This window comes from Emticicia oligotrophica DSM 17448, from assembly GCF_000263195.1.
Taxonomy (GTDB): domain Bacteria; phylum Bacteroidota; class Bacteroidia; order Cytophagales; family Spirosomataceae; genus Emticicia; species Emticicia oligotrophica.
Genome location: NC_018748.1, coordinates 1116705 through 1138769 on the forward strand (window position 1 = coordinate 1116705; position 22065 = coordinate 1138769).

At 38.5% G+C, this 22065-nt stretch carries 13 protein-coding genes; 11 read left to right on the forward strand and 2 right to left on the reverse strand.

Translation table 11 applies throughout. From position 1 onward, the window contains the following. Nucleotides 1-38 precede the first annotated feature (38 nt). The 3 genes from EMTOL_RS04725 to EMTOL_RS04735 all read left to right on the forward strand — a co-directional run bounded on the left by EMTOL_RS04725 (nt 39) and on the right by EMTOL_RS04735 (nt 5809). Nucleotides 39-851, forward strand: coding sequence for a sugar phosphate isomerase/epimerase family protein (locus EMTOL_RS04725; RefSeq protein ID WP_015028133.1), 813 nt, complete (start codon nt 39-41; stop codon nt 849-851). Nucleotides 852-856: 5 nt separating this feature from the next. Next, on the forward strand, nt 857-1972 hold the full coding sequence (locus tag EMTOL_RS04730; RefSeq protein ID WP_015028134.1) for a Gfo/Idh/MocA family protein: 1116 nt from the start codon (nt 857-859) through the stop codon (nt 1970-1972). A gap of 162 nt (nt 1973-2134) precedes the next feature. Next, a complete protein-coding gene (locus EMTOL_RS04735; RefSeq protein WP_305953287.1) occupies nt 2135-5809 on the forward strand; it encodes a PVC-type heme-binding CxxCH protein in 3675 nt (1224 codons plus the stop codon). Nucleotides 5810-5853: 44 nt separating this feature from the next. On the opposite strand, the gene EMTOL_RS04740 is transcribed toward EMTOL_RS04735, so the two are convergent. Together EMTOL_RS04740 and EMTOL_RS04745 are read right to left on the reverse strand one after the other, a co-directional pair. Continuing rightward, nucleotides 5854-6498 (reverse strand): transposase, encoded by a 645-nt coding sequence (locus tag EMTOL_RS04740; RefSeq protein ID WP_041693909.1) that lies wholly within the window; start codon nt 6496-6498, stop codon nt 5854-5856. A gap of 205 nt (nt 6499-6703) precedes the next feature. Then, the gene (locus EMTOL_RS04745) at nt 6704-9847 is read right to left on the reverse strand and encodes a S41 family peptidase (protein ID WP_015028137.1); all 3144 of its coding nucleotides are present in this window, start codon (nt 9845-9847) and stop codon (nt 6704-6706) included. 160 nt (nt 9848-10007) lie between these two features. On the opposite strand from EMTOL_RS04745, the gene EMTOL_RS04750 reads away from it, so the two are divergent. The 8 genes from EMTOL_RS04750 (at nt 10008) to EMTOL_RS04785 (ending at nt 21953) form a co-directional block, all read left to right on the forward strand. Continuing rightward, nucleotides 10008-11903 (forward strand): pectinesterase family protein, encoded by a 1896-nt coding sequence (locus EMTOL_RS04750; protein WP_015028138.1) that lies wholly within the window; start codon nt 10008-10010, stop codon nt 11901-11903. A gap of 71 nt (nt 11904-11974) precedes the next feature. Continuing rightward, on the forward strand, nt 11975-12319 hold the full coding sequence (locus EMTOL_RS04755) for a cupin domain-containing protein (RefSeq protein WP_015028139.1): 345 nt from the start codon (nt 11975-11977) through the stop codon (nt 12317-12319). A gap of 27 nt (nt 12320-12346) precedes the next feature. Continuing rightward, nucleotides 12347-13507 carry an alginate lyase family protein gene (locus EMTOL_RS04760; protein WP_015028140.1) on the forward strand — a complete coding sequence of 387 codons (1161 nt, stop codon included), beginning with the start codon at nt 12347-12349 and terminating at the stop codon, nt 13505-13507. Nucleotides 13508-13532: 25 nt separating this feature from the next. Continuing rightward, nucleotides 13533-14702, forward strand: a complete 1170-nt coding sequence (locus EMTOL_RS04765) for an alpha/beta hydrolase family protein (protein WP_015028141.1) — start codon at nt 13533-13535, stop codon at nt 14700-14702. Between the two features lie 108 nt (nt 14703-14810). Beyond that, entirely contained in the window at nt 14811-15617 is an 807-nt protein-coding gene (locus EMTOL_RS04770) for a 2-oxo acid dehydrogenase subunit E2 (RefSeq protein ID WP_015028142.1), read from the forward strand. 434 nt (nt 15618-16051) lie between these two features. Beyond that, on the forward strand, nt 16052-19069 hold the full coding sequence (locus EMTOL_RS04775) for a SusC/RagA family TonB-linked outer membrane protein (protein ID WP_015028143.1): 3018 nt from the start codon (nt 16052-16054) through the stop codon (nt 19067-19069). Between the two features lie 106 nt (nt 19070-19175). Then, entirely contained in the window at nt 19176-20858 is a 1683-nt protein-coding gene (locus tag EMTOL_RS04780) for a RagB/SusD family nutrient uptake outer membrane protein (protein ID WP_015028144.1), read from the forward strand. A gap of 216 nt (nt 20859-21074) precedes the next feature. Beyond that, nucleotides 21075-21953 (forward strand): inositol oxygenase family protein, encoded by an 879-nt coding sequence (locus tag EMTOL_RS04785; RefSeq protein WP_041693911.1) that lies wholly within the window; start codon nt 21075-21077, stop codon nt 21951-21953. The last annotated feature ends 112 nt before the right edge of the window (nt 21954-22065 follow it).

The window sequence follows — 22065 nt, forward strand, 5'->3', positions numbered from 1 at the left end:
GTTCCCTTTCGGGGGTAAGAGATAATATGACCTACGGAATGAATCTCCTTTTATGGGGAACAGAGATTAATGAAGACCTTTTTCCTGTCTTAGAACAAATCAAAGAAATTGGTTTCGATGGAGTAGAAATTCCTATTTTCGATACAAATCCAGAAAAATGGTATTCTTGGAGAGCGAAATTGGATGAATTGGGACTGAAACGCATCGCAGTAACGATAAACGGACCAGATTTCAATCAAATAAGTGCTGATGCCGAAATGCGTAAAGCAACTTTGGAGCGAAACAAACGTGCCATTGATTGTGCCATGATTTTAGGTTCTGATTTACTTACGGGGCCTTTTCATTCAGCTTTGGGTGCCTTTACGGGTGTGCCACCAACCAAACAAGAATTGCTTTGGGCAAAAGAAAATCTCTGGGATTTAGCCGAATACGCCGACAGCATGGGCATTACGCTTGGCCTTGAATACCTCAATCGTTTTGAAAGCTACTTAGTATCCTCATCTGATGAGCTTTTGGCATTGGTTGAAGAAATCAATCACCCTGCTTGCAAGATAATGTTTGATACTTTTCATGCCAATATCGAAGAAAAATCAATGACTGAGGCCATTAAGAAATTGGCCAAACATTTGGTTCATGTGCAGCTTTCTGAAAACGACCGTAGCACACTTGGTAAAGGTCGTATTGATTTCTCAGAAATCTTAGCCGCTTTACAATCAATCAACTATGATGGAATGTTGAGCATTGAAGCATTCAGCATGAAACTGCCAGCAGCCAATATTTGGCGAAAAATGTTTGACTCAGAAGAACAATTAATGAAAGATAGTCTATCCTTTTTAAAATCTCACCTATAAATACTATGTCGAAACAAATAAACATTGCCATCGTTGGACTTGGCTTCGGAGCAGAATTTATTCCCATTTATCAGCGTCATCCAAACGCAAATATGTACGCCATTTGCCAAAGAAACGTTGAAAAACTCAATGCAATCGGTGATACTTTTGGGGTTGATGTTCGCTATTCTGACTATGATGAATTATTAAAAGACCCAAACATTGATGCTGTACATATCAATTCGCCAATTCCGAACCACGCCGAACAAACTTTGAAGGCTCTTTATGCAGGAAAACACGTAGCATGTACAGTTCCGATGGCAACTTCGGTGGAAGATTGCAAAGCTATTGTGAATGCTTGCCGAGAAACTGGCAAAAAATACATGATGATGGAAACTGTGGTTTATGCCCGTGAATTTTTGTTTGTGAAAGAATTATACGAAAAAGGCGAGCTTGGGAAAGTACAATTCTTGAAGGCATCGCACCAACAAGACATGGAAGGCTGGCCAGATTATTGGCCAGGTTTACCGCCAATGCACTACGCTACGCACTGCGTTGGGCCTGTGGCAGGTTTATTGAGATTAGAGGCCGAATACGTTTCATGTTTTGGTTCGGGAACGATTTCTGAAGATTTGATTAAAATACACAATTCACCGTTTGCTGTTGAATCCGCACATATAAAATTCAAAAACAGTGATTTAAGTGCTTACGTTTATCGCTCGTTGTTTGATGTGGCACGCCAATACCGTGAGAGTTTCGAGGTTTACGGCTCGAAAAAGTCTTTCGAGTGGGCTTTGATAGAAAACGAGCCAAACGTTATTCACACTGCTAAAAAACCAGAGCCTGAGATACCAGAGAAAGTAGAAACGCCTGATTACGCTCACTTACTTCCAAAAGAGATTCAATCTTTTACAGGAAAAGGTGTCTATGACCACGATGAAAACACACACCTGAGTTTTGCACAAGGTGGTGGACACGGTGGCTCGCACCCACATTTAGCTCATGAATTTATTTCGGCACTCATCGAAGACCGTGACCCATTCCCGAATGCAGTACAATCTGCCAACTGGACATCGGTAGGTATTTTAGCCCACGAGTCGGCTATGAAAGGTGGAGAGATTATTTATTTGCCAGAGTTTTGAGAAAAAATCTCAATGGCAAATTTCATTTATCGCAACGTAGAGACAGGGCAATGCCCTGTCTCTACCATTTGTCTCAAACAACATTTTCAAAATTCATAGGATACCATTCTACCCTATCCAATTAAAAATCAAATGAAAAAAATCGTTTTATTTCTAACATTTATGCTCTCATTTTCGAGCATATTCGCCCAAACTGGCAGAAGACTCGAAATTCTTTTCCTTGGCGATAATGGGCATCATAAACCCATTGAGCGAGTTCCGACAATCATGGCGGCATTGGGCAATAAAGGCATCAACTTTACTTATACTGATAAACTGGAGGATATCAATGCTCAAAATTTATCAAAGTATGATGCTTTAATGATTTTTGCCAACTGGGATGAAATCACGCCAGCGGCTGAAAAAGCTCTACTCGACTATGTAGCGTCAGGAAAAGGTCTTTTACCAATTCACTGTGCCTCTTATTGTTTCCGAAATTCACCTGAATATGTAAAAATGGTAGGAGGACAATTTTGGAGACACCGAATGGATACGATTCAAGTAACAAATGTTCAACAAAACCATATCATTTTAAAGAATTTAGGAACAATTCGTACTTACGATGAAACCTATCTTCACAGCCAATTGCAAGCAGATAATAATGTTTTGCAAACTCGTGAAATTAAAGCTGACCAAGCAAAAGATAAGCCTGATACTAAAACCGAGCCTTATACTTGGACACGCACACACGGAAAAGGACGTGTATTTTATACAGCTTACGGCCATGATGAACGCACTTGGAACGACGTTAATTTCCAGAAATTAATTGAAAACGGTATTCTTTGGGCAGTAAATGACGAAGCTCGTGCAGCACACACGGCCTTAAATCCTAAGCCTTTTCAATATAGAGAAGCTAAACTTCCAAACTACGAAAAACGCCCAGGAGTACAATTACAACAGTTAGCTCTTTCGCCAGAAGAATCAATGAAGCATATTCAAGTTCCTGCTGATTTTGATTTGAGTTTATTTGCAGCCGAGCCAAACGTAATGCACCCAATTGCGATGAGTTGGGACGAAAAAGGTCGTTTGTATGTATTAATCACAAAAGATTATCCGAACGAACGCAAGGAATCGGGCGGTAGTGATTATATCTTAATTTGTGAAGATACCAACAAAGATGGCAAAGCCGATAAATTTACACGTTTTGCCGAGGGATTAAGTATTCCAACAGGTATGGTGTTTGCCAATGGTGGTTTGATTATATCACAAGCTCCACACATGTTGCTATTGAGAGATACTGATGGCGATGACAAAGCCGATGAAAAGAAAATTCTTTTTACAGGATTTGGCACAGGCGATACACACGCTGGACCATCAAACTTACACTACGGTTTCGATAATTGGATTTGGGGATGTGTGGGTTACTCCGGCTTTAATGGCAAAGTTGGTGCTGATAGTTTAAAGTTTGGACAAGCATTTTTCCGCTTCAAGCCTGATGGTTCAAAAATGGAATGGACAACCAGTACTTCAAATAATACTTGGGGCATGGGCTTCAACGAAGCAGGTGATGTATTTGGCTCTACGGCTAATAACTCACACGGTTGGTATATGGCTATTCCACACCAAAATTTCTTAAATCCAGGTTTTAATGGTGATAATGGAAGTCGTAGCACCGATACCCACAAGGATATGAAACCTATCACCGAAAAAGTGCGTCAAGTGGATGTCTTTGGTGGTTTTACGGCAGCGGCTGGACATAATTTCTATACGGCTCGTGCATTCCCGAAAAACTATTGGAATCAGATTGCGTTTGTTGCCGAGCCAACGGGTCATATTCTGCACCAAAACATGATGGTTAAAAAAGGAACTAACTATGAGGATAAAGAGTCATTTAATCTAATGGCAGGTGCTGATGAATGGTTCTCTCCAGTATTTGCTGAAGTGGGACCTGATGGAGCCGTTTGGGTAGCCGATTGGTATAGTTTTATCATTCAGCACAATCCAACACCACAAGGTTTCTCTAATGGTCAAGGAAATGCCTACGATACAGATTTGAGAGATTTCACACACGGACGTATTTACCGTGTTGGCTACAAAAATGCTCCTGCTTATCAGCCAATTACACTCAGCAAAAACGACAAAGATGGTTTACTTAAAGCCCTCAAAAACGACAATATGTTTTGGAGAAACCATGCTCAACGCTTATTGGTTGAACGTGGAAACACCGACGTTGTTCCAGCTTTAATTGCACTCGTAAATGACCCATCAGTTGATGAACTTGGACTAAATACAGCAGTAATTCATGCTCTTTGGACATTGAAAGGCTTAGGTGCGATTGATAAAAACCCTGCGGCATTGCAAGCAGCGATTGGAGCATTGAAGCATCAATCGTGGGCTGTTCGTAAAAATGCTGTACAGGTTTTACCAACTAATGCAAAGTCGGTTGATATTATCTTGAAAAACAATTTATTGAACGATAAAGAGCCTTTGGTTATCTTGAATAGTGTTTTGGCACTCAACCAAATGCCATTGACAACAGCGTCAGAGAAAGCTCTTTTAACACGCATCGAACAAGCAACGGAGGCCACCGACCGCTGGCTTCCAGATGCGTTTGCAACTGCTTTAACAAGCCATAAATCAGTACTTTTGAAGAAATATCTACGTAATCTTGCTTCAGCTCCTAAACCAGCAGCAATGTCGCACGACCATTCGATGATGAATCATTCAATGCCTTCAAAAACAGAGAATGCTACAAGTGCGTCAGCCCCAACTCAGAACTCAGAACTCAACACTCAGAACTCTGTCGATTTAGTAATTACAAATGTGCGTACCGAACCAGCTTCTCCGTTTGTGCGTGAAGGTATGAGATATTTTGTAGAAGTAAAAAACAACGGAACGGATTCGTTGAAAAAGGGACAAGTTGCTTCTCTCAAAATTGATATTACAGGCGTAGGACAAAAATCAACGGTTTGGAGTAAAGTTCATACTTCTGGCATTGCACCAAACGAAACCGTTACGATTAGCAAAAATACCAACGGCCCTTGGTCGGGAGATTTTGGTTACTCAACCGATTTGGCAGGTGAATATACTTTCACGGTGATGGTTGATGAAGAAAACAAAATTGCGGAAGGCAACGAAAGAAATAATACTTTCGTGAAAAAAGTAACCTACCAACAAGCACAAAAACTCAGCACTTTTGCCCTCGAAAGAGCGGCTCGTAGTTATGCTTCGGTTTCAGCACCCGATTCGATTGTGGCACTTTTGAAATTGTGGGATAAACTGCCAAGTACCGAAAACGCTGCATTATTAAAAGGTTTATCAAGTGGTTGGAATCCTCGTAAAAAAGGAACTGTAAACGCTGCTAATCAAGAATTTATGGCGAGTCTAAGCAGTAAATTGAGCGATGATAATTTGACAAGAATCAATAAGTTGATGCAGGCTTGGAACTTGAAAAACTCGGCCAGCGAAGCAGAAAAAGATGCCATCGTCATCAACATCAAGACTGTGGTAGAAGCAATGAAATTTGACAAAAAAGAGTTTTCAGTACCAGCAGGAAAAACCATTATTTTGGTTCTCGAAAACCCCGATGCCATGCAACACAATTTGGTAATTGGTAAGCCAAAAAGTCTTGAAATCATTGGAAATGCTGCCAATAAAATGATTACGCAGAAAGATGCAGTTGAGAAAAACTATGTTCCTGCTATTCCACAAGTGTTGTTTTCTACGCCACTCGTTAATGCAGGTGAAACGTATCGTTTGAAATTTACCGCCCCAACTCAAGTTGGTGATTATCCATTTGTGTGTACCTTCCCAGGTCACTGGAGTATCATGAATGGTGTTATGAAAGTTGTGAAGTAACACAATTTTCCAAATTGTGCTTACAGACAATTCGGAGAATTGTATTACATTATATCATTATACTCTGGTTTTATAAAAGACCATTTCCAGTCCGACATTTGTTTGCAAAGCCCTGCTTTTACAGGGTTTTGCAAAACATATGTCATAATTCGACGAAGTTCCTCATCATTCCTTACCAATCTATCATAGCTTTCATGCTGCCAAAAAGCACCTTCTAAACCCAGTAACTGATTACATTTCGACGCCGAATAAAGCTTAATTGAGTGCATTATCTGTTCGAGATAAACTGGCTTCCCTGCAATTTCTTCTTCACCATAAAGTCGAAAAACGGTATGCACATGATTTGACATAATACAATAACAGTACAATTCAAGTCGCTTTTCATCCCAATAATGTAATGTATCAGCTACTATCTTAGCCAAAGTATCAGATTTCAAAAAATGATTACCACCATCATAAGTGTCCAAAAACTTATCTCTCTTCGCAAAATCTAATTTACCGAGTCGTTCTAAATCATTCTCAATATCTTTAGAAAACTGCATAATCTTCGTTTTTTCTTCAACGTATTCAGCCTTCCATTGATCTAACACGTCTCTCGGAATACTCCCTGCTAAGTTATAGGTCACAAAAAATGTTCCTCCAAGTGGTTGAATATGAGGTAAATTACGTTTATGAAAAGAAGTTCTCATATAGTACCACAATTCTCCGAATTGTGTATTTTCTATGTGGTTTTCATTTAGACGCAATTTAGAAAATTTTGTTACTATCCTTTCAAAATATCTCTCTATGAAATGAAGTGTATTTTGTTCATAAGAAGGTGGTTCGTAGCACAATTCTCTTTCGAATTATATACTTCACTTCTTCATATAATTAAGCACAATTTAGAAAATTGTGTTACAAACCTTTCAAAATTTCTTCAATCGCTTTATCCAACTGTGGGTCTTTATCTTCGAGACGGTCTTTGAATGTTTGCTTGATATAAATATCTGGTTTCACACCTTCTGTTTCAATATTCTTGCCATCGAGCGTATAGCAGCCCCACGCAGGTAAACGATAAAACGAGCCATCAACTAAACTTTTACCCGAAGTAAAAATTATCCAACGATAGGTTTCTGTGCCGATAATTTTACCCAGTTGCAGTTGTTTGAAACCTTGGGCTGTCATTTCAGCATCACTCAAAGATTGCTCATTGATTAACAAAACCAATGGTTTGGCAGCAGGAGCAAAATTTGGTTGAATCGTAAACTTTCCTTCACGGTATTTCCACTTCAAATAAGGCTTTTGAGCCAAGAAATTCAACACCAAATCATGTACATTTCCACCTGTATTATAGCGTAAATCAAAAATCAACCCTTCACGGTTATAGCCTTCCGAAGTCATATCAATCAGAAACTTCTCCAATTCTTCATTTCCCATATTTCGCATGTGAGCGTAGGCGATTCGTTTTTTACTTTTGGCATCTACGTAATTTTGGTTCCACTGAATCCACTCATCATATAAATTACTCGCTAAAGAACCCGAACTTTGTGGATGAATTTTCACTGAAAACGAGCTATCTTTTCGGGCAAAAGTCAATTCAATTTCATCATCCATTGATGGTTTTTGGAAGTAAAAATCACGGTTTTGTTTCGTATCAATACTTTCGCCGTTCACCTTAGTAAGAACATCGCCCGCTGCCACTCCTTTGCCTGCTTTATCGGCCGCCGATTTCTTCACAATGTACTTTACTTTGTACGGATTTTCTTCTTCAAACATAATTCCCGTTGCCAAAGTGGTTGTTTTGAAGAAAGTATTTTCTTCCGAACCAAAACTCGAAAAACCTGTATGCGAAGCATTCAATTCGCCTAACATATCATTGAGCATCGTACGGAAATCGGCACGGGTATTGATATAAGGTAAAAATGCCTCATACTTTTTCTTTATACCTTCCCAATTGAGATTATTGAGGGCTTCGTTGTAGAAATTCTCTCCGACATTTGCCCATGTTTCGTAGAACATTTGCTTAAACTCAGCATTGAAGTCTTTACGGAATGTAAAACTTATATCAATTTTATCCGCCTTATTTCCATCTAAATTGAGCTTACAAATTGTGCCATTTATTAAGGCATAATATTTACCATCAGCTTGCACGATATTCGTGCTTGAGGCATCTGCTCCATCTATTTTTTCAGTTTTATTTGGCGTGAAAGGCTCAATGGTTGTCTTGTAAAGATTATTTTTGCCGTCAACGTGGTCGGATGGATAAATCACAAAAGTTTTGGTATCTTTCTGAATAACAATTGGCGAATCAGCCGAGCCGTTGCTTGGACTAATTGCTTCCATTCGTTCCATTAAACCTTCAAAATCAATGACCATCGGCTCGATTTTCTTTGTTTTAGTGGTATCAGTTTTAGCTTTATCATCTGTTTTTTTCTCGGCAGTTTTGAATAAATCATTGAATTTATCCGACTTAAACGGTGCTTCAATTTTACTCAATGGTAAACGATAAATTCGCTCTTTGTCAAGTCCAAACGGATAACTCGCTTTTGTACGATTTGAAGCAAAATAAAGGTATTTGCCATCAGGCGACCAATACGGATTTTCTTCGGTTATGCCCGTATTTGTCAAATTAATCGTTTGGTTTTTGATTAAATTATGAAGAAAAAGTTCACCCTCGAAGTTCTTTTTCGCCATAAAAACTACATATTCGTCATTGGGCGAAATGTACGGTTTCGAGTTTTGAAAGCCCCAAATCTCTTCTTTGGCAATCGTTTTTATAGTAAAAGCCTTCAAATCAATCGTTTTTATCTCATCTCTTCCACTCAAAAATACGCCCAAAGTTCGGTCTTTGTTGAGCGTTAAATCTCGGTTATTTCTTAAATCATTGGTCAATTGTTTTTCTATCCCTTTTCCGTCAGCAGCGATTGAAAACCAATTCTGATAACCATTCACAGTTTGATTAAAAATCAAAGTCTTACTATCTGACAACCATTTTACTTCCAAAACTCGACCATCAACTTTGGTATTAAGTTGTCTAACAAACTTGCCTTCGAGGTCAGAAACAAACAATTGTCCACGTGAACTAAATGCCATTTTCTTACCATCGGGAGCTACATCAAAATCGGTAACATTTCCTTTTACATTAAAATCTTGTGCTTTCGGCAAAGTAAGATTTCTGTTGAGCGTAAGTTGCAAAGGTTGCGTCTTTTTGCTCGAAACATCATACAAAAACAACTGATAATCTTTCTCAAAAATTACTTTTTCGCCATTGGCACTTACTTGCGGGCGTTTGATGGCATCTTTGAAGTTTGTGAGAGCAGTCTTTTTTGAACCTTCAAATGTGTAGAGATTATACTCGCTATTTCCTTCATCTGATACAAAATAGATTTTTCCAGAGCGGTCAATGGTTGTCCAAAAATCTTTTCCGTTATATTCAGTGTAACGTTTGTAGGCTTTAGTTTTGAGATTATAAGATTGAATATCAGGATTAAATTCGCCTTTGTAGCCTTTGCGGTATGCCTGATTATCGCTTTCCCAAGTATCATTAAAAAACAATTCTCCTGAGCTTGGATGCTCAATCACATTATGCGTTCGATTGAAAAAATGCTTAAAAATTCGCACAGGCGTGCCACCGTTGAGAGAAATCTTATAGGTTGTTCCGCCGTTATATGCACTTGAGGTGAGGTAAATACTCTGCGAATCCCAAGTCCATGATTCAACTAAATCAGCCGCATCATGAAACGTTAGTTGGCGAATCGTTCCACCTTCTAAGGGCATCACATATACATCGGCATTGCCATATTGTCCACCCGAAAATGCCACCCATTTTCCATCAGGCGAAATTCTCGGGCGAGTTTCGTTACCCACCATTGCGGTTAGTCGAGTAGCTATTTTTGAGGGTAAATCGGCCTTCCAAATATCACCTTCGTAACAAAATACGGCAGTTTTTGCATCGGGACTAAGACTTGGGTAAGAAGCAAAATAAAGGTCGTTGGTTTGAGCCGAAATCGTGTATGAAAACGATGCCCATACCAGTAAAATTAAGATAGCTTTTTTCATGTAAAAAATTGATTTGTTGATTGACTTTGAAAGTTAAGGAAAAAGATTTTTATGGGAAAGGGGAATCAGACGAATAATAAAAACCACACTACATGAAGGCATATTTCGAGGCGTTTACGATATTTGTAATTTAAGCCTTTTTATCAGCCAACCTCATAAAATGAAACGATTTTTCAGTATTCTCTTAGTTTCTTCACTATTCTTCAGTACCCAAACCTACGCCCAAGCACTTAAAGTTCAACATGATTTGGTTGTAGCCAAAGATGGTAGTGGCGATTTTCGCTACATACAAGATGCCATCAATGCCGTGCGAGTTTACTTACCGAAACCTATTACAATCAAAATTAAAAAAGGGATTTACAAAGAAAAACTCGAAGTTTATAGTACACTTACGAACATCACTTTTGTGGGCGAAAGCCTCGATAGTACCATCATCAGCTACGATGATTTTTCGGGAAAAGGCAAAATGGAAACCTTTGACTCTTACACCTTAAAAGTGTTGGGAAATGATATTAAATTCAAAAACCTCACCATCGAAAATACCGCAGGAAGAGTGGGGCAAGCTGTTGCTTTGCACGTAGAAGGCGACCGCTGTGTATTTGAAAACTGTAAATTTCTGGGAAATCAAGACACTATTTTTGCTTCGGGCGAAAACGCAAGACAATATTTCTCGAAATGCTATATCGAAGGCACAGTCGATTTTATTTTCGGGTCGTCAACGGCTTTGTTTGAAAACTGTCATATTCACTCCAAAACCGATGGTTATGTTACGGCCGCTTCTACGCCAAAATGGGTGACTTATGGCTATGTCTTCAAAGATTGTAAACTAACGGCCGATAAAGCAGCCACCAAAGTTTATTTGGGCAGACCGTGGCGAGATTTTGCCAAAACTGTTTTCATCAACTGCGAAATGGACAGCCATATTTTGCCCGAAGGCTGGAATAATTGGGGCAGACCAGAAACTGAAAAAACAACTTTCTATGCCGAATACGGTTCGAAAGGTGAAGGTGCAAAAATGGTAAATAGAGTAAAATGGTCGCACCAACTGAGTGAAAAAGAAGCTCAGCAATATACTAAGGAAGAAATTTTCTCAGGAAAACTACTAACCCAATACCAAGATTTTTGGAGTAAAACGCCTTCCATGAAAGGTATCACGAATGTTCGAGATACTTCATACAGTAATTATAGTGCATTGAAAAGCAGCCTAAAAACGCACCCAAATGCCACTTTAGTGCCAGAAAAAACACCCGAAAATGTAATTGAAGAGCGAAACATTGTCTATGCTAATACTGGCACGAGAGATTTACAACTCGATGCATTCTACCCAAAAACGAAGTCTAAAAAACTACGTCCCGCTATTCTGATTATTCATGGTGGCGGTTGGCGTACAGGCAATCGTACACAACACATTCCTTTGGCTCAACGCTTGGCAGCTTTAGGTTACGCGACTTTTACTGCAGAATATCGTCTTTCAACCGAAGCCCTCTATCCTGCTGCCGTACATGATTTAAAAGCAGCCTTAAGATGGATTCGAGCCAATGCCAAGAAATACGGCATAGACACCAATAAAATTGCCAGCGTGGGTTTTTCGGCAGGTGGGCAGCTTTCGGCACTCATTGGAAATACCAACAATTTACCAAAATTTGAAGGAAGCATTGGCAATTTGAAACATTCCAGTCAAACAAATGCTATTGTGGATATTGATGGGATTTTGGCCTATATTCACCCAGAATCTGGCGAAGGAGATGACCGAAAAAGCACTTCGGCTGCTACTTATTGGTTTGGATTTAGTAAGGACGAAAACCCCGAACTATGGCACGAAGCCTCGGCACTTACGTATGCAGGTAAAAATACGCCTCCTACCCTTTTCTTGAATAGTTCAGTTGACAGAATGCACGCTGGCCGTGAAGATTACCGCAAGAAACTTGATGCGTTTGGCATTTACTCAGAAGTACATACTTTTGAAAATTCTCCGCATTCGTTTTGTTTACTTTCGCCTTGGTTTGACCCTACGATTGGGTATATTGATACATTTTTGAAAAAAGTTTTTAAGTAATACAATTCTCCGAATTGTCCATTTATCAAATAAAAACATAAACACAATTTAGAAAATTGTGCTACGAAACTATGATACAATTTAACAAAACCTTAGTTACCGATGACGAACTTCCTTGGGAAGTGGTTGACCCAAAAATCAAACGAAAAATAATGTCGTATAACGAAGACATTATGCTCGTGAAAGTTGCTTTCGAAAAAGGAGGAGTTGGCACCACGCACAAACATCCTCATTTACAAATCAGCTATGTGGCAAGCGGTGCTTTTGAAATTACGGTTGCTGGTGAAAGTAAAATTCTGAAAGAAGGCGATGTCTATTTTATTCCTTCAGATGTACTTCATGGTGCGGTTTGTTTGGAAGATGGCATTTTGATTGATGTCTTTAATCCTATGCGTGAAGATTTTGTAAAACCATAACCCCCACTCCCTGAAGGATAGTTAAAAATGAAAATTGTTCATATTTTTATCTTTCTACATCTTTTCTCCATTACTTTATTTGGGCAAAAACAACTTTCCAATCAAGTAATTGGAGTTTTGCAGAAAGATATAATTGCTCAAGCCAATTGGGCAATGACTCAAAAACCCATCACCATTACAGCCGAACAATGCGAGCGTTCGGCAGGTGGTTTGCATGATTTTTATTCCGAAGGTGATTATTGGTGGAAAAATCCTGATGACCCAAATGGGCCATACATTCAGCGTGATGGACAAACAAATCCTGATAATTTTGTGGCTCACCGAAAAGCTATGATTCGCTTTAGTCAAATTGTTGGTTCATTAGCCTCTGCATACCTTATTACGAAAGATGAAAAGTATGTAAAACACGCTTTTTTACACATCAATGCTTGGTTTATTGATAAAAATACGCTTATGAACCCTTCATTACTCTATGCCCAAGCCATCAAAGGAAAAGCTACGGGCAGAGGCATTGGAATTATTGATACGATTCATCTGATGGAGGTTGCACAAGGAATTATTGTCATGCAAAAGGCAGCGAGTGTAGATAAAAATAATCTGCAAATTATCAAAAACTGGTTTGCTCAATATCTTGCATGGCTTACCACTCATCAGTATGGTATTGATGAACGAGAAGCCAAAAACAATCATGGCACTTGTTGGGTAATGCAAGTAGCATCATTTGCTAAATTGACCGAAAATCAAGCTTTAATTGATTATTGTAAAACCCGATTTAAAACAGTTTTACTACCCAATCAACTCGAAAAAGATGGTAGTTTTCCACTCGAACTCAAACGCACCAAGCCTTATGGATATTCGATTTTTAATTTGGATGCCATGACCACTCTTTGCCAAATTTTGACCGATTCGAAAGATGATTTATGGGATTTTAAGTTGGATGATGGCCGTTCAATGAAAAAAGCCATTGCGTTTCTGTATCCTTACATCGAAAATAAAAGCCTTTGGACTTACCCAAAAGATGTGATGTACTGGGAAGAATGGCCAGTAGCCCAACCTTTTTTATTATTTGGCTATCAACACTTTGGCAATAAAAATTGGTTTGAAAGTTGGAAAGAACTGGAGCATTTTCCCAAAAACGATGAAGTAGTCAGAAATTTACCTATCCGAAACCCATTACTTTGGCTTTAAAATTTATTTAACCTTATAAACATCTATGAAAACCTCCTTTTTAACTCTTACGCTTCTGTTTGCGGGACAGTTGGCTTTCGCCCAATACAATCCCGAAAAACCTGACCTTTGCCAAGGTGCATTTCTAACGCCAGAAGATGCCAAAAACCTCCACGATGATTTTACGAAACGATATTCTGATAAAGTTTCTTGGCAAAAGCACGCCCAAGAAATCAAACAAGGAATTTTAGATGGTGCTGAATTAAGCAATTACGTATTTCCAAAACCTACAAATATTGTTATTCATAGCAAAAAGGATTTGAATGGATATTCGGTAGAAAATGTATCTTTTCAAAGCATTGAAGGCATTTATGTCACGGGCAATTTGTATCGTCCTGCCCAAACAACCAAAGGAAAAAATGCAGGAATTTTATGTCCGCATGGCCACGGCACTGACCCACGTTTTGCCGCCTACACTCAGCAACGTTGTGCTACGCTTGCTCGCATGGGAGCAACCGTTTTTGCGTATGATATGATTGGCATGGGCGATTCAAAACAATCTATGCACAAGATAGAAAAAGCACTCAAACTGCAAATAATTAACGGCAAAGCCGCTCTTGAATTTTTGTTAGGCTTACCCGATGTAGATAAAAAACGTATTGGTATGACGGGCGAATCGGGCGGAGGAACCCAAACTTTTATTCTTTCTGCCCTTGACGACCGAATAAAGGTTTCTGTACCTGTGGTCATGGTTTCTGGTTATTTCTTTGGGGGTTGTGTATGCGAAAGTGGTATGCCTATTCATAAACGCCCTAATTTTCAAACAACTAATGTGGAAATTGCTGCTACTTTTGCTCCAAAACCTATGCTTTTAGTGTCGGATGGTGGCGATTGGACAGTTAATACCCCTGACATGGAGTATCCATTCATCAAAAATGTTTATTCATATTTTAGTGCAGCGGATAAGGTAGAGAATGTGCATCTCGCCAACGAAAAACACGATTATGGCCCATCAAAACGCCAAGCAGTTTATCCATTTTTAGCTAAATATTTAAAACTCGATATTCAGAAAGTAATGTTGAATGGTATAGTTGATGAAAGTGTCAATAAGGTTTTGACCCATACCGAATTACAAGTTTTTGATGCACAACACCCGCTTCCAACAAATGCCGTAATGGGTGATGCCGAAGTAATGGCACTTTTAGAAAGGAAATAAAAGTTACAGAAAATGAGGCACGCTTCAAATTGACGTGCCTCATTTGTTTCGATAGCATTATAAGAAGATATGCTCTATCTTTGCCATAGCATACTCAAAACCTATTAGATGAAAGAAAATAACCCTTTGAATACTTCTTGGCGAAAAACTGCCTCGACGATATATAAAAAACCAGTTGATTCAAAAATATTTGGTTCGGTTGAAATTGATATTACAGATTTAGAAAAATACATAGCTGAGAAGCGTAAATCTGGTGTGAAGATTACGCTCACACATTTCTTTATGGTGGCTACTGCTCGGGCCATTAAAGAAATTCCTGAACTAAACACTTATGTAAAAAGAGGGAATATTTACTCACACGAAGCAATCAATGCCACAGTAAGTGTACTTCTACAAAGCGGCGAAATGGGTTCGGTAAAAATACACGATGCCGATAAAATTACACTATCAAATTCGGTTGAAAAACTACGTAACGAGCTCAATAAAACCTATAAAGGAGATGAAAATGCCACCATGCAAATGAAAGAAAAACTGGCGGCTATTCCATGGCCTTTGCGTGGTTGGGTTTATCAGACAATCAGATATATCACTACCACACTGGGCATATCTATTCCACCTCTTGGTCTTTCGGCCAATAATTTTGGTTCGTTTATTTTATCAAATATCGGTAGTATTGGTTTAGATATTGGTTATCCAGCCTTGATGCCTTCGGCCAATATTGCTTTTGTTTTGATTTTAGGAGGTGTGAGTAAAAAACCTTGGGTTGTTAATGACGAAATCGTCCCTCGTAATATTCTGATGCTTGGGGCAGCCCTCGACCACCGAGTAATTGATGCTTCACACGGTGGACGTTTGTTTAAACAGTTAAAAAGGTTTGTTAATAATCCAGAATTACTAGAAACCATAGATTCTTAGAAGCACCTACATTTTTCATAGTGATGCGTTCATCACTATGAAAATCTCCTTCTTTCCTCCTTCGATTTCAAACGTTTGCATAACAATTTCAAACGTTTGCGTAAAATACATGAGAAATATCTTATTTTTTATTGCTAAAATGCAGTAATAAGTTTCCTTAACTCTCATCTCTAAACTATCGACTCAGACAATATTTTCGTAACATTACGATAACGTTCTCCTAATCAAGATAGCGTAGTTTTGCAGGCGTTAAGCAAATTTACAAGGAAATATTAACCTCTAAAATAACTTTTTATCTGAAAACCTCTCTAACCAAATTGTATGATTACCTGACAAATAAGCATGTGATGTTCTGTCTTTCAAATACAATTTTTGTATTTGTTTTTAAAACCAACCTTCAATTTACACTCAATTAAAGCAAATTTATCTACAACATGAATCAAAAACTACCTTTATACAGGTTGTTTTGTTTACGCACAAAGCTGTCTGTTTTTTTACTATTGCTTACTTTTTTAGGGGTCAATGTAGGTTTTGCCAATGGCATTCCCAAAACCCTTGACATTACCGTAAAAGGCAAAGTAACTGATGCCGAAACAGGAAGTGGTCTTCCGGGCGTAAGTATCTCTGCTAAAGGTAGCACCAAGGGTGCTATTACAGATGTGAATGGCGATTATTCGATAGCTGTAACCGACAGCAAAACTGTGCTTGTGTTTAGCTACGTAGGTTACACTCCTCAAGAAATTACTGTTGGAGGCCAAACGCAAATCAATGTAAGTTTACAAGCTGATACCAAGACTCTTAGCGAAGTTGTAGTAGTAGGTTATGGTACAGTTAAGAAAACTGATGTAACCGGTGCCGTAAAATCAGTAAGAAGCGAGGATTTTAATAAAGGTATCATCAACTCACCTGAGCAGCTCCTACAAGGTAAAGTAGCAGGTGTAAACGTAACTTCAGCCAGTGGTGAACCAGGTTCTGCTCAAAATATTTCAATCAGAGGTCCTGGTGGCGTACGTACAGGTAGTACACCTCTATTTGTAGTTGATGGATTAGCATTAGATAATTCAGGTACGGGTGGAGCGATGAACCCACTTACATTTTTGAACCCACAAGATATTGAAACAATTGATGTATTGAAAGATGCCTCAGCTACTGCCATCTACGGTGCTCGTGGAGCTAACGGCGTTGTTTTGATTACCACTAAAAAAGGTAAAGCAGGTACTTCATCAATGAACTATTCAGCTACTTTAGGTATTTCAGAAATTGCTCGTGCTTTACCTGTTTATACAGCAGACGAATACCGTAATGCTGTACCAAGCGTGGGTGGAGTTTTGGAAGACTTGAAAGGTAATACCGATTGGCAAAAAGAAATCACTCGCACCGCCTACACACAAAACCATAACCTTACTTTGGCTGGTGGTTCGAATAAACTTACTTATTATGCCTCATTTGGAGCTCAAAAGCAAGAAGGTATCTTGAAAAACAACGATTTAGACCGCTACACTGGTCGTATCAATGTAAATCAAAAATTCTGGGAAGACCGCCTAAGTGTTGACGTAAACCTTAATGCCACGTTTACTAAAAACATGCGTCCTCCAATCGGTAGTATGATTGGAAATGCTATTTCGGTAAATCCAACTTACCCAGCACTCGATGCCAACGGTAACCCTGCGGTTTATCCAAACTTAGTAAACCCACTTGTAAGTTTGAAACTGGAAAAAGACCTCACAAAAACAAATCGTTTGATTGGTAATATCTCGCCATCGCTCAAAATCACTAAAGACTTAACTTATCGCCTAAATTACGGTATCGACAATTCAAATTCTGTACGTGATTTAGTATCAATGCCAAACGCGGTTCCGCTTCAAGATGGTCGTTTAGAGACAATCTATATAACCAATAACAATAGTCTCATCGAAAATTATCTTACATATTCAAAACAATTCAATAATCATTCTTTCTCGGCATTGGCGGGTCATTCTTACCAAAGAATTTTCTTGCAAGGTCGTTCATCAAGTATCAATAAATTCCCAATTTCAGATATTGACCCTATCTATAACCCAGGGTTAGGACAAGAGCTTACGCTAGCAAATAACAAACCTTCAGGCTATGCCCTTAAAAACGAATTACAGTCGTTTTTCTCAAGATTAAACTATAGTTATAAAGACAAGTATTTGCTTACAGCTACTGTTCGTGCTGATGGTTCATCGAAATTTGGTAATAATAATAAATATGGTGTCTTCCCATCTTTTGCCGCAGGTTGGAGAATTTCAGAAGAAGCTTTCATGAAAGGCTTACCAGTTAGTAATTTGAAACTTCGTTTAGGCTGGGGACAAACAGGTAATCAAGAGATTCCATCGAAAATCACTCAGGCCTTGTTTACTTCTACAGTTTCAGCTTCTACAAGCTACCCACTCGATAACACAGCTGTTTATCCAGCAGGAACAACTTATAGCCGTTTGGCTAATCCGAATATTCAGTGGGAAGTTTCTACACAGACTAACGTTGGTCTCGATTTTGGTTTCTTAAATGGTGCTTTAACGGGTGCTGTTGACTATTTCAATAAAGTTTCAAGCGATATCCTTCTAGAAGTAATTCCTTCTGACCCAGTTCAACCAGCTGGTACTTTCTGGACGAATGTGAAGGACATGAATATTACCAACAAAGGTTTAGAAATCGAATTAGCTTATCGTCAGAAAACTGCGAGCGGAATCAGCTACGGAATCGGTGGAAATACTACTTTCATCAGAAATAAAGTAACCAATTCTCCATACTCAGTTATTCCATCTGGAAGTGCTTCTGGTTCTGGTCTTACATCAGCTACAATCAATGGTTATATCAATGGCGAACCAATTGGTACATTCTTCTTAAAAGATTTCACAGGATTTGATGATAAAGGTTTAAGTACCTACCGTGATGTTGATGGCGATGGCCTCGTAACTGACAAAGACCGTATTGCTGCAGGAAGTGCTTTACCAACTATGCAATACAACTTCTTTGGAAATATTGGCTACAAAGGTTTCGATTTAGTTGTAAACTTCAACGGTGTTCGTGGTAATAAAATCTATGATAACACAGCCAATGCCAATTTCTATAAACTTCGTTTGTCGAAAGGTATCAATACTACGCCAGAAGCTGTTCAATACACTAACGAATCGACTAATAATGCCGCTCCTGTATCAACACGTTTCTTGAAAGATGGTGCATTCTTACGCCTTAATAACTTGGCTTTAGGATATAGCTTTAATACAAAAGCTTTAGGAATTGACAAGTATATACCTACATTACGCCTTTCAGTTACAGGACAAAATCTTTTTGTGATAACCAAATACAATGGCTATGACCCAGAAGTAAATACAGACCGTACAATCAACGGTATTTCTTCTTATGGTATAGATTATTTGAGCTATCCGAAAGCAAAATCAATCATTTTTGGTCTAAATGTTTCATTCTAAAAAATTGCTCTTAGCATTTAGTTATTAGCTTTTAGTTTAAAACAAAATGAGTTTTAACAAAAACTAAAAGCCAAACATTAACAGCTAATAGCCTAAAAATACTCCAATGAGAAAGAAAATATATGCTTTATTAGCCCTGTGTAGCTTTGCTGTTCTAGAAGGCTGCACCGACCTCAAAGAAGAGGTTTTAGATGAAACCCTTTCTGCAGCTAAACTTACCGATAAGCAAGCAGCCGATGGTATCATTGCTCCAGTTTATGCACGTCTTCCAGATATTTTCTTGCATACCAACTATTTTGCTATCCAAGAAATCTCAACTGATGAAGCCATTTTACCTTATCGTGGTGGTACAGACTGGGGTGATAATGGTATTTACATTGCTATGCACCAACATACTTACCAAAGTACAGACCCAAATTTGCGTAATACTTGGAATTTCATTCTACAAGGTATGTCACGTGCTATTACAGCAATCAATACATTGCCTACTTTGAAAGATGCCAATGCTAAAGTTTATTTAGCCGAAGCTCGTGGAATGCGTGCGTATTATTCGATGCTTACACTCGATTTATTCGGATTAGTATTTGTGAAAGAAGATATTGGTGAAACCTCTAAAATCTTACGTGGAGAAGAGGCCTTCCAATACGTCAAAAATGAGTTTTTGGCAGTAGAACCAGACTTAGACGCAAACGTAGGTCCGGGACGCCTTTCCAAAGGTGCAGTTTGGGGCTTATTGGCTAGACTTTACCTAAACGCAGCGGTTTATCGTAATGTTTACGGAACAGCCAATTTTAAAGCTGATGAGATGGATAAAGTAATTGAGTATTGTGATAAAATCATCAACTCTGGCCAATATAAATTAGCTGCTGATTATTTCTCAATCTTCAATTCAGATAATCATACAAACCCCGAATTAATTTTTGCAGTTGACCAAAGAGCCGAATTGAACGGTCATAACCGTATGGCCTATTTCTCTCTTTCGGGAGACCAATTCCCATTACCTGCGTATCCAAATGCCAACGGAACTGATGGTCCAGCAATTACACCAGATTTCTATCGTACTTGGGTAGATCAATACTCACCAAAAGACCCTTCTGAAGTTGACCCTCGCTTCTACCGTCAGAATATTTCTATGTATTCAAATCCAGCAGATTCGTGCGTAACTGATGTAAATTTCAACATGAATCGTGGTATTTTAAGAGGCCAACAATATGGTTTAATTAGAAAAAATGGGGTGTTTTTAAAATGTCCAGATGGTAAATTTAAAGTTGGTAAACTTTTCAACGATACTCGTAACCGCCCTACCACACCTGTAAACTTTACCGAAAAAGTTGATTATTCAACTGCTGGAAGTGATTACAGCTCAGGATACCGTGTTTTGAAATATGAATTTAGTAGAAAATCAGTAAGTGGGCGTAATTTCGGAGATGCTGATATCGTAATCGTCCGTTTAGCTGATATTTACATGATGCGTGCAGAAGCAAAACTTCGTAAAAGCAACGACGCCGCAAGTGCCCTTGCCGATGTAAATATTGTTAGAGCAGCACGTACAAAGCCAGCCCCTGCACTCACTTCAATGTCTTTAGATATTTTATTTAAAGAGCGTGGTTTTGAATTTTACTGGGAAATGCTTCGCCGTACGGATATGATTCGCTTTGGTAAATACGAGGGAACTTGGACAGAAAAAACCAATGCAGATAAACTCAAACGTATCTTCCCGATTCCGCAAACAGCCATTGATGGGGCTTCTAACTTACCGGGTTATTTGAAACAAAATCAAGGATACTAAACCTTGTATCTCATTGATATTCAGTAGAGACGCTTTTGTGTAGCGTCTCTACTTTTTTATAGAAACGATTTCAAACGTTTGCGTAAATTTTATTTAAAAAGTTATAAATTTTATTACTTTATTGCATGAGAATTGTTTGATAGTATAAGTACAGTTGCCTACTTACAAACAATTTCAACTCTTAGTGCATTCGATAATTCAAAATCATATCAGAAAATGAACTTTACAGAAAAAGAAATTTCACCTTTGGCAAGTATCGAGGAGTGGGAGGACGACTTACTCGTAAGATACCCTGAGCCTAAAAATGCAGAAACAAAGAAAACAAAAGAAGAATATCGTAATTACGTTGATTCTGAGCGTGTAAATACTGTTAGAGAGTTTTATCGCTTAAACCATACTTATCAAACCTACGATTTTGTAGTTGAGAAAGAAAAGGAATTTTTAAAGTTTGATAAAAGAGAAATGTCAATTTGGGAAGCAGTTGATTTCTTGAATACTTTAGTTGATGATTCTGACCCAGATACAAGTCTCGACCAATTTCAGCACTTACTACAAACTTCTGAAGCAATCAGAGCTGATGGCCACCCAGATTGGTTTGTATTAATGGGCTTTTTACATGATTTAGGTAAAGTACTTTGCTTATTCGGCGAGCCACAATGGGCTGTTGTGGGCGATACTTTCCCAGTAGGATGTAAACATTCAGATAAAATCGTTTACCCTGAGTTCTTTGATGCAAATCCAGACTCTAAAGATGAACGTTTTAATACGAAATATGGTATATACACACCAAATTGCGGTCTTGACAACGTAAAGATGTCTTGGGGGCATGATGAGTATTTATACCAAATCATGAAGAATTACTTACCAGAAGAAGCTCTTTATCCAATTCGTTATCATTCTTTCTACGCTCAACACCGTGAAGGAGCATACGACCACCTTTTATCAGCACATGACCAAAAGATGTTCCAATGGGTAGAGAAATTTAATCCTTACGACCTGTACTCAAAAGTACCAGTTCCACCAGATGCTGAAGCTCTTCGCCCATACTACGAAGACTTAGTTGCTAAGTATTTACCAAGCAAAATTAGATTCTAATCATAAATTAAGAACGGAAAAGGGAGGCCCATTAGCTTCCCTTTTTTATTATGATTCTGATTCGTGCATAAAAACGAAGCCCCTGAAAATCAGGGGCTTCGTTTGCTATTAT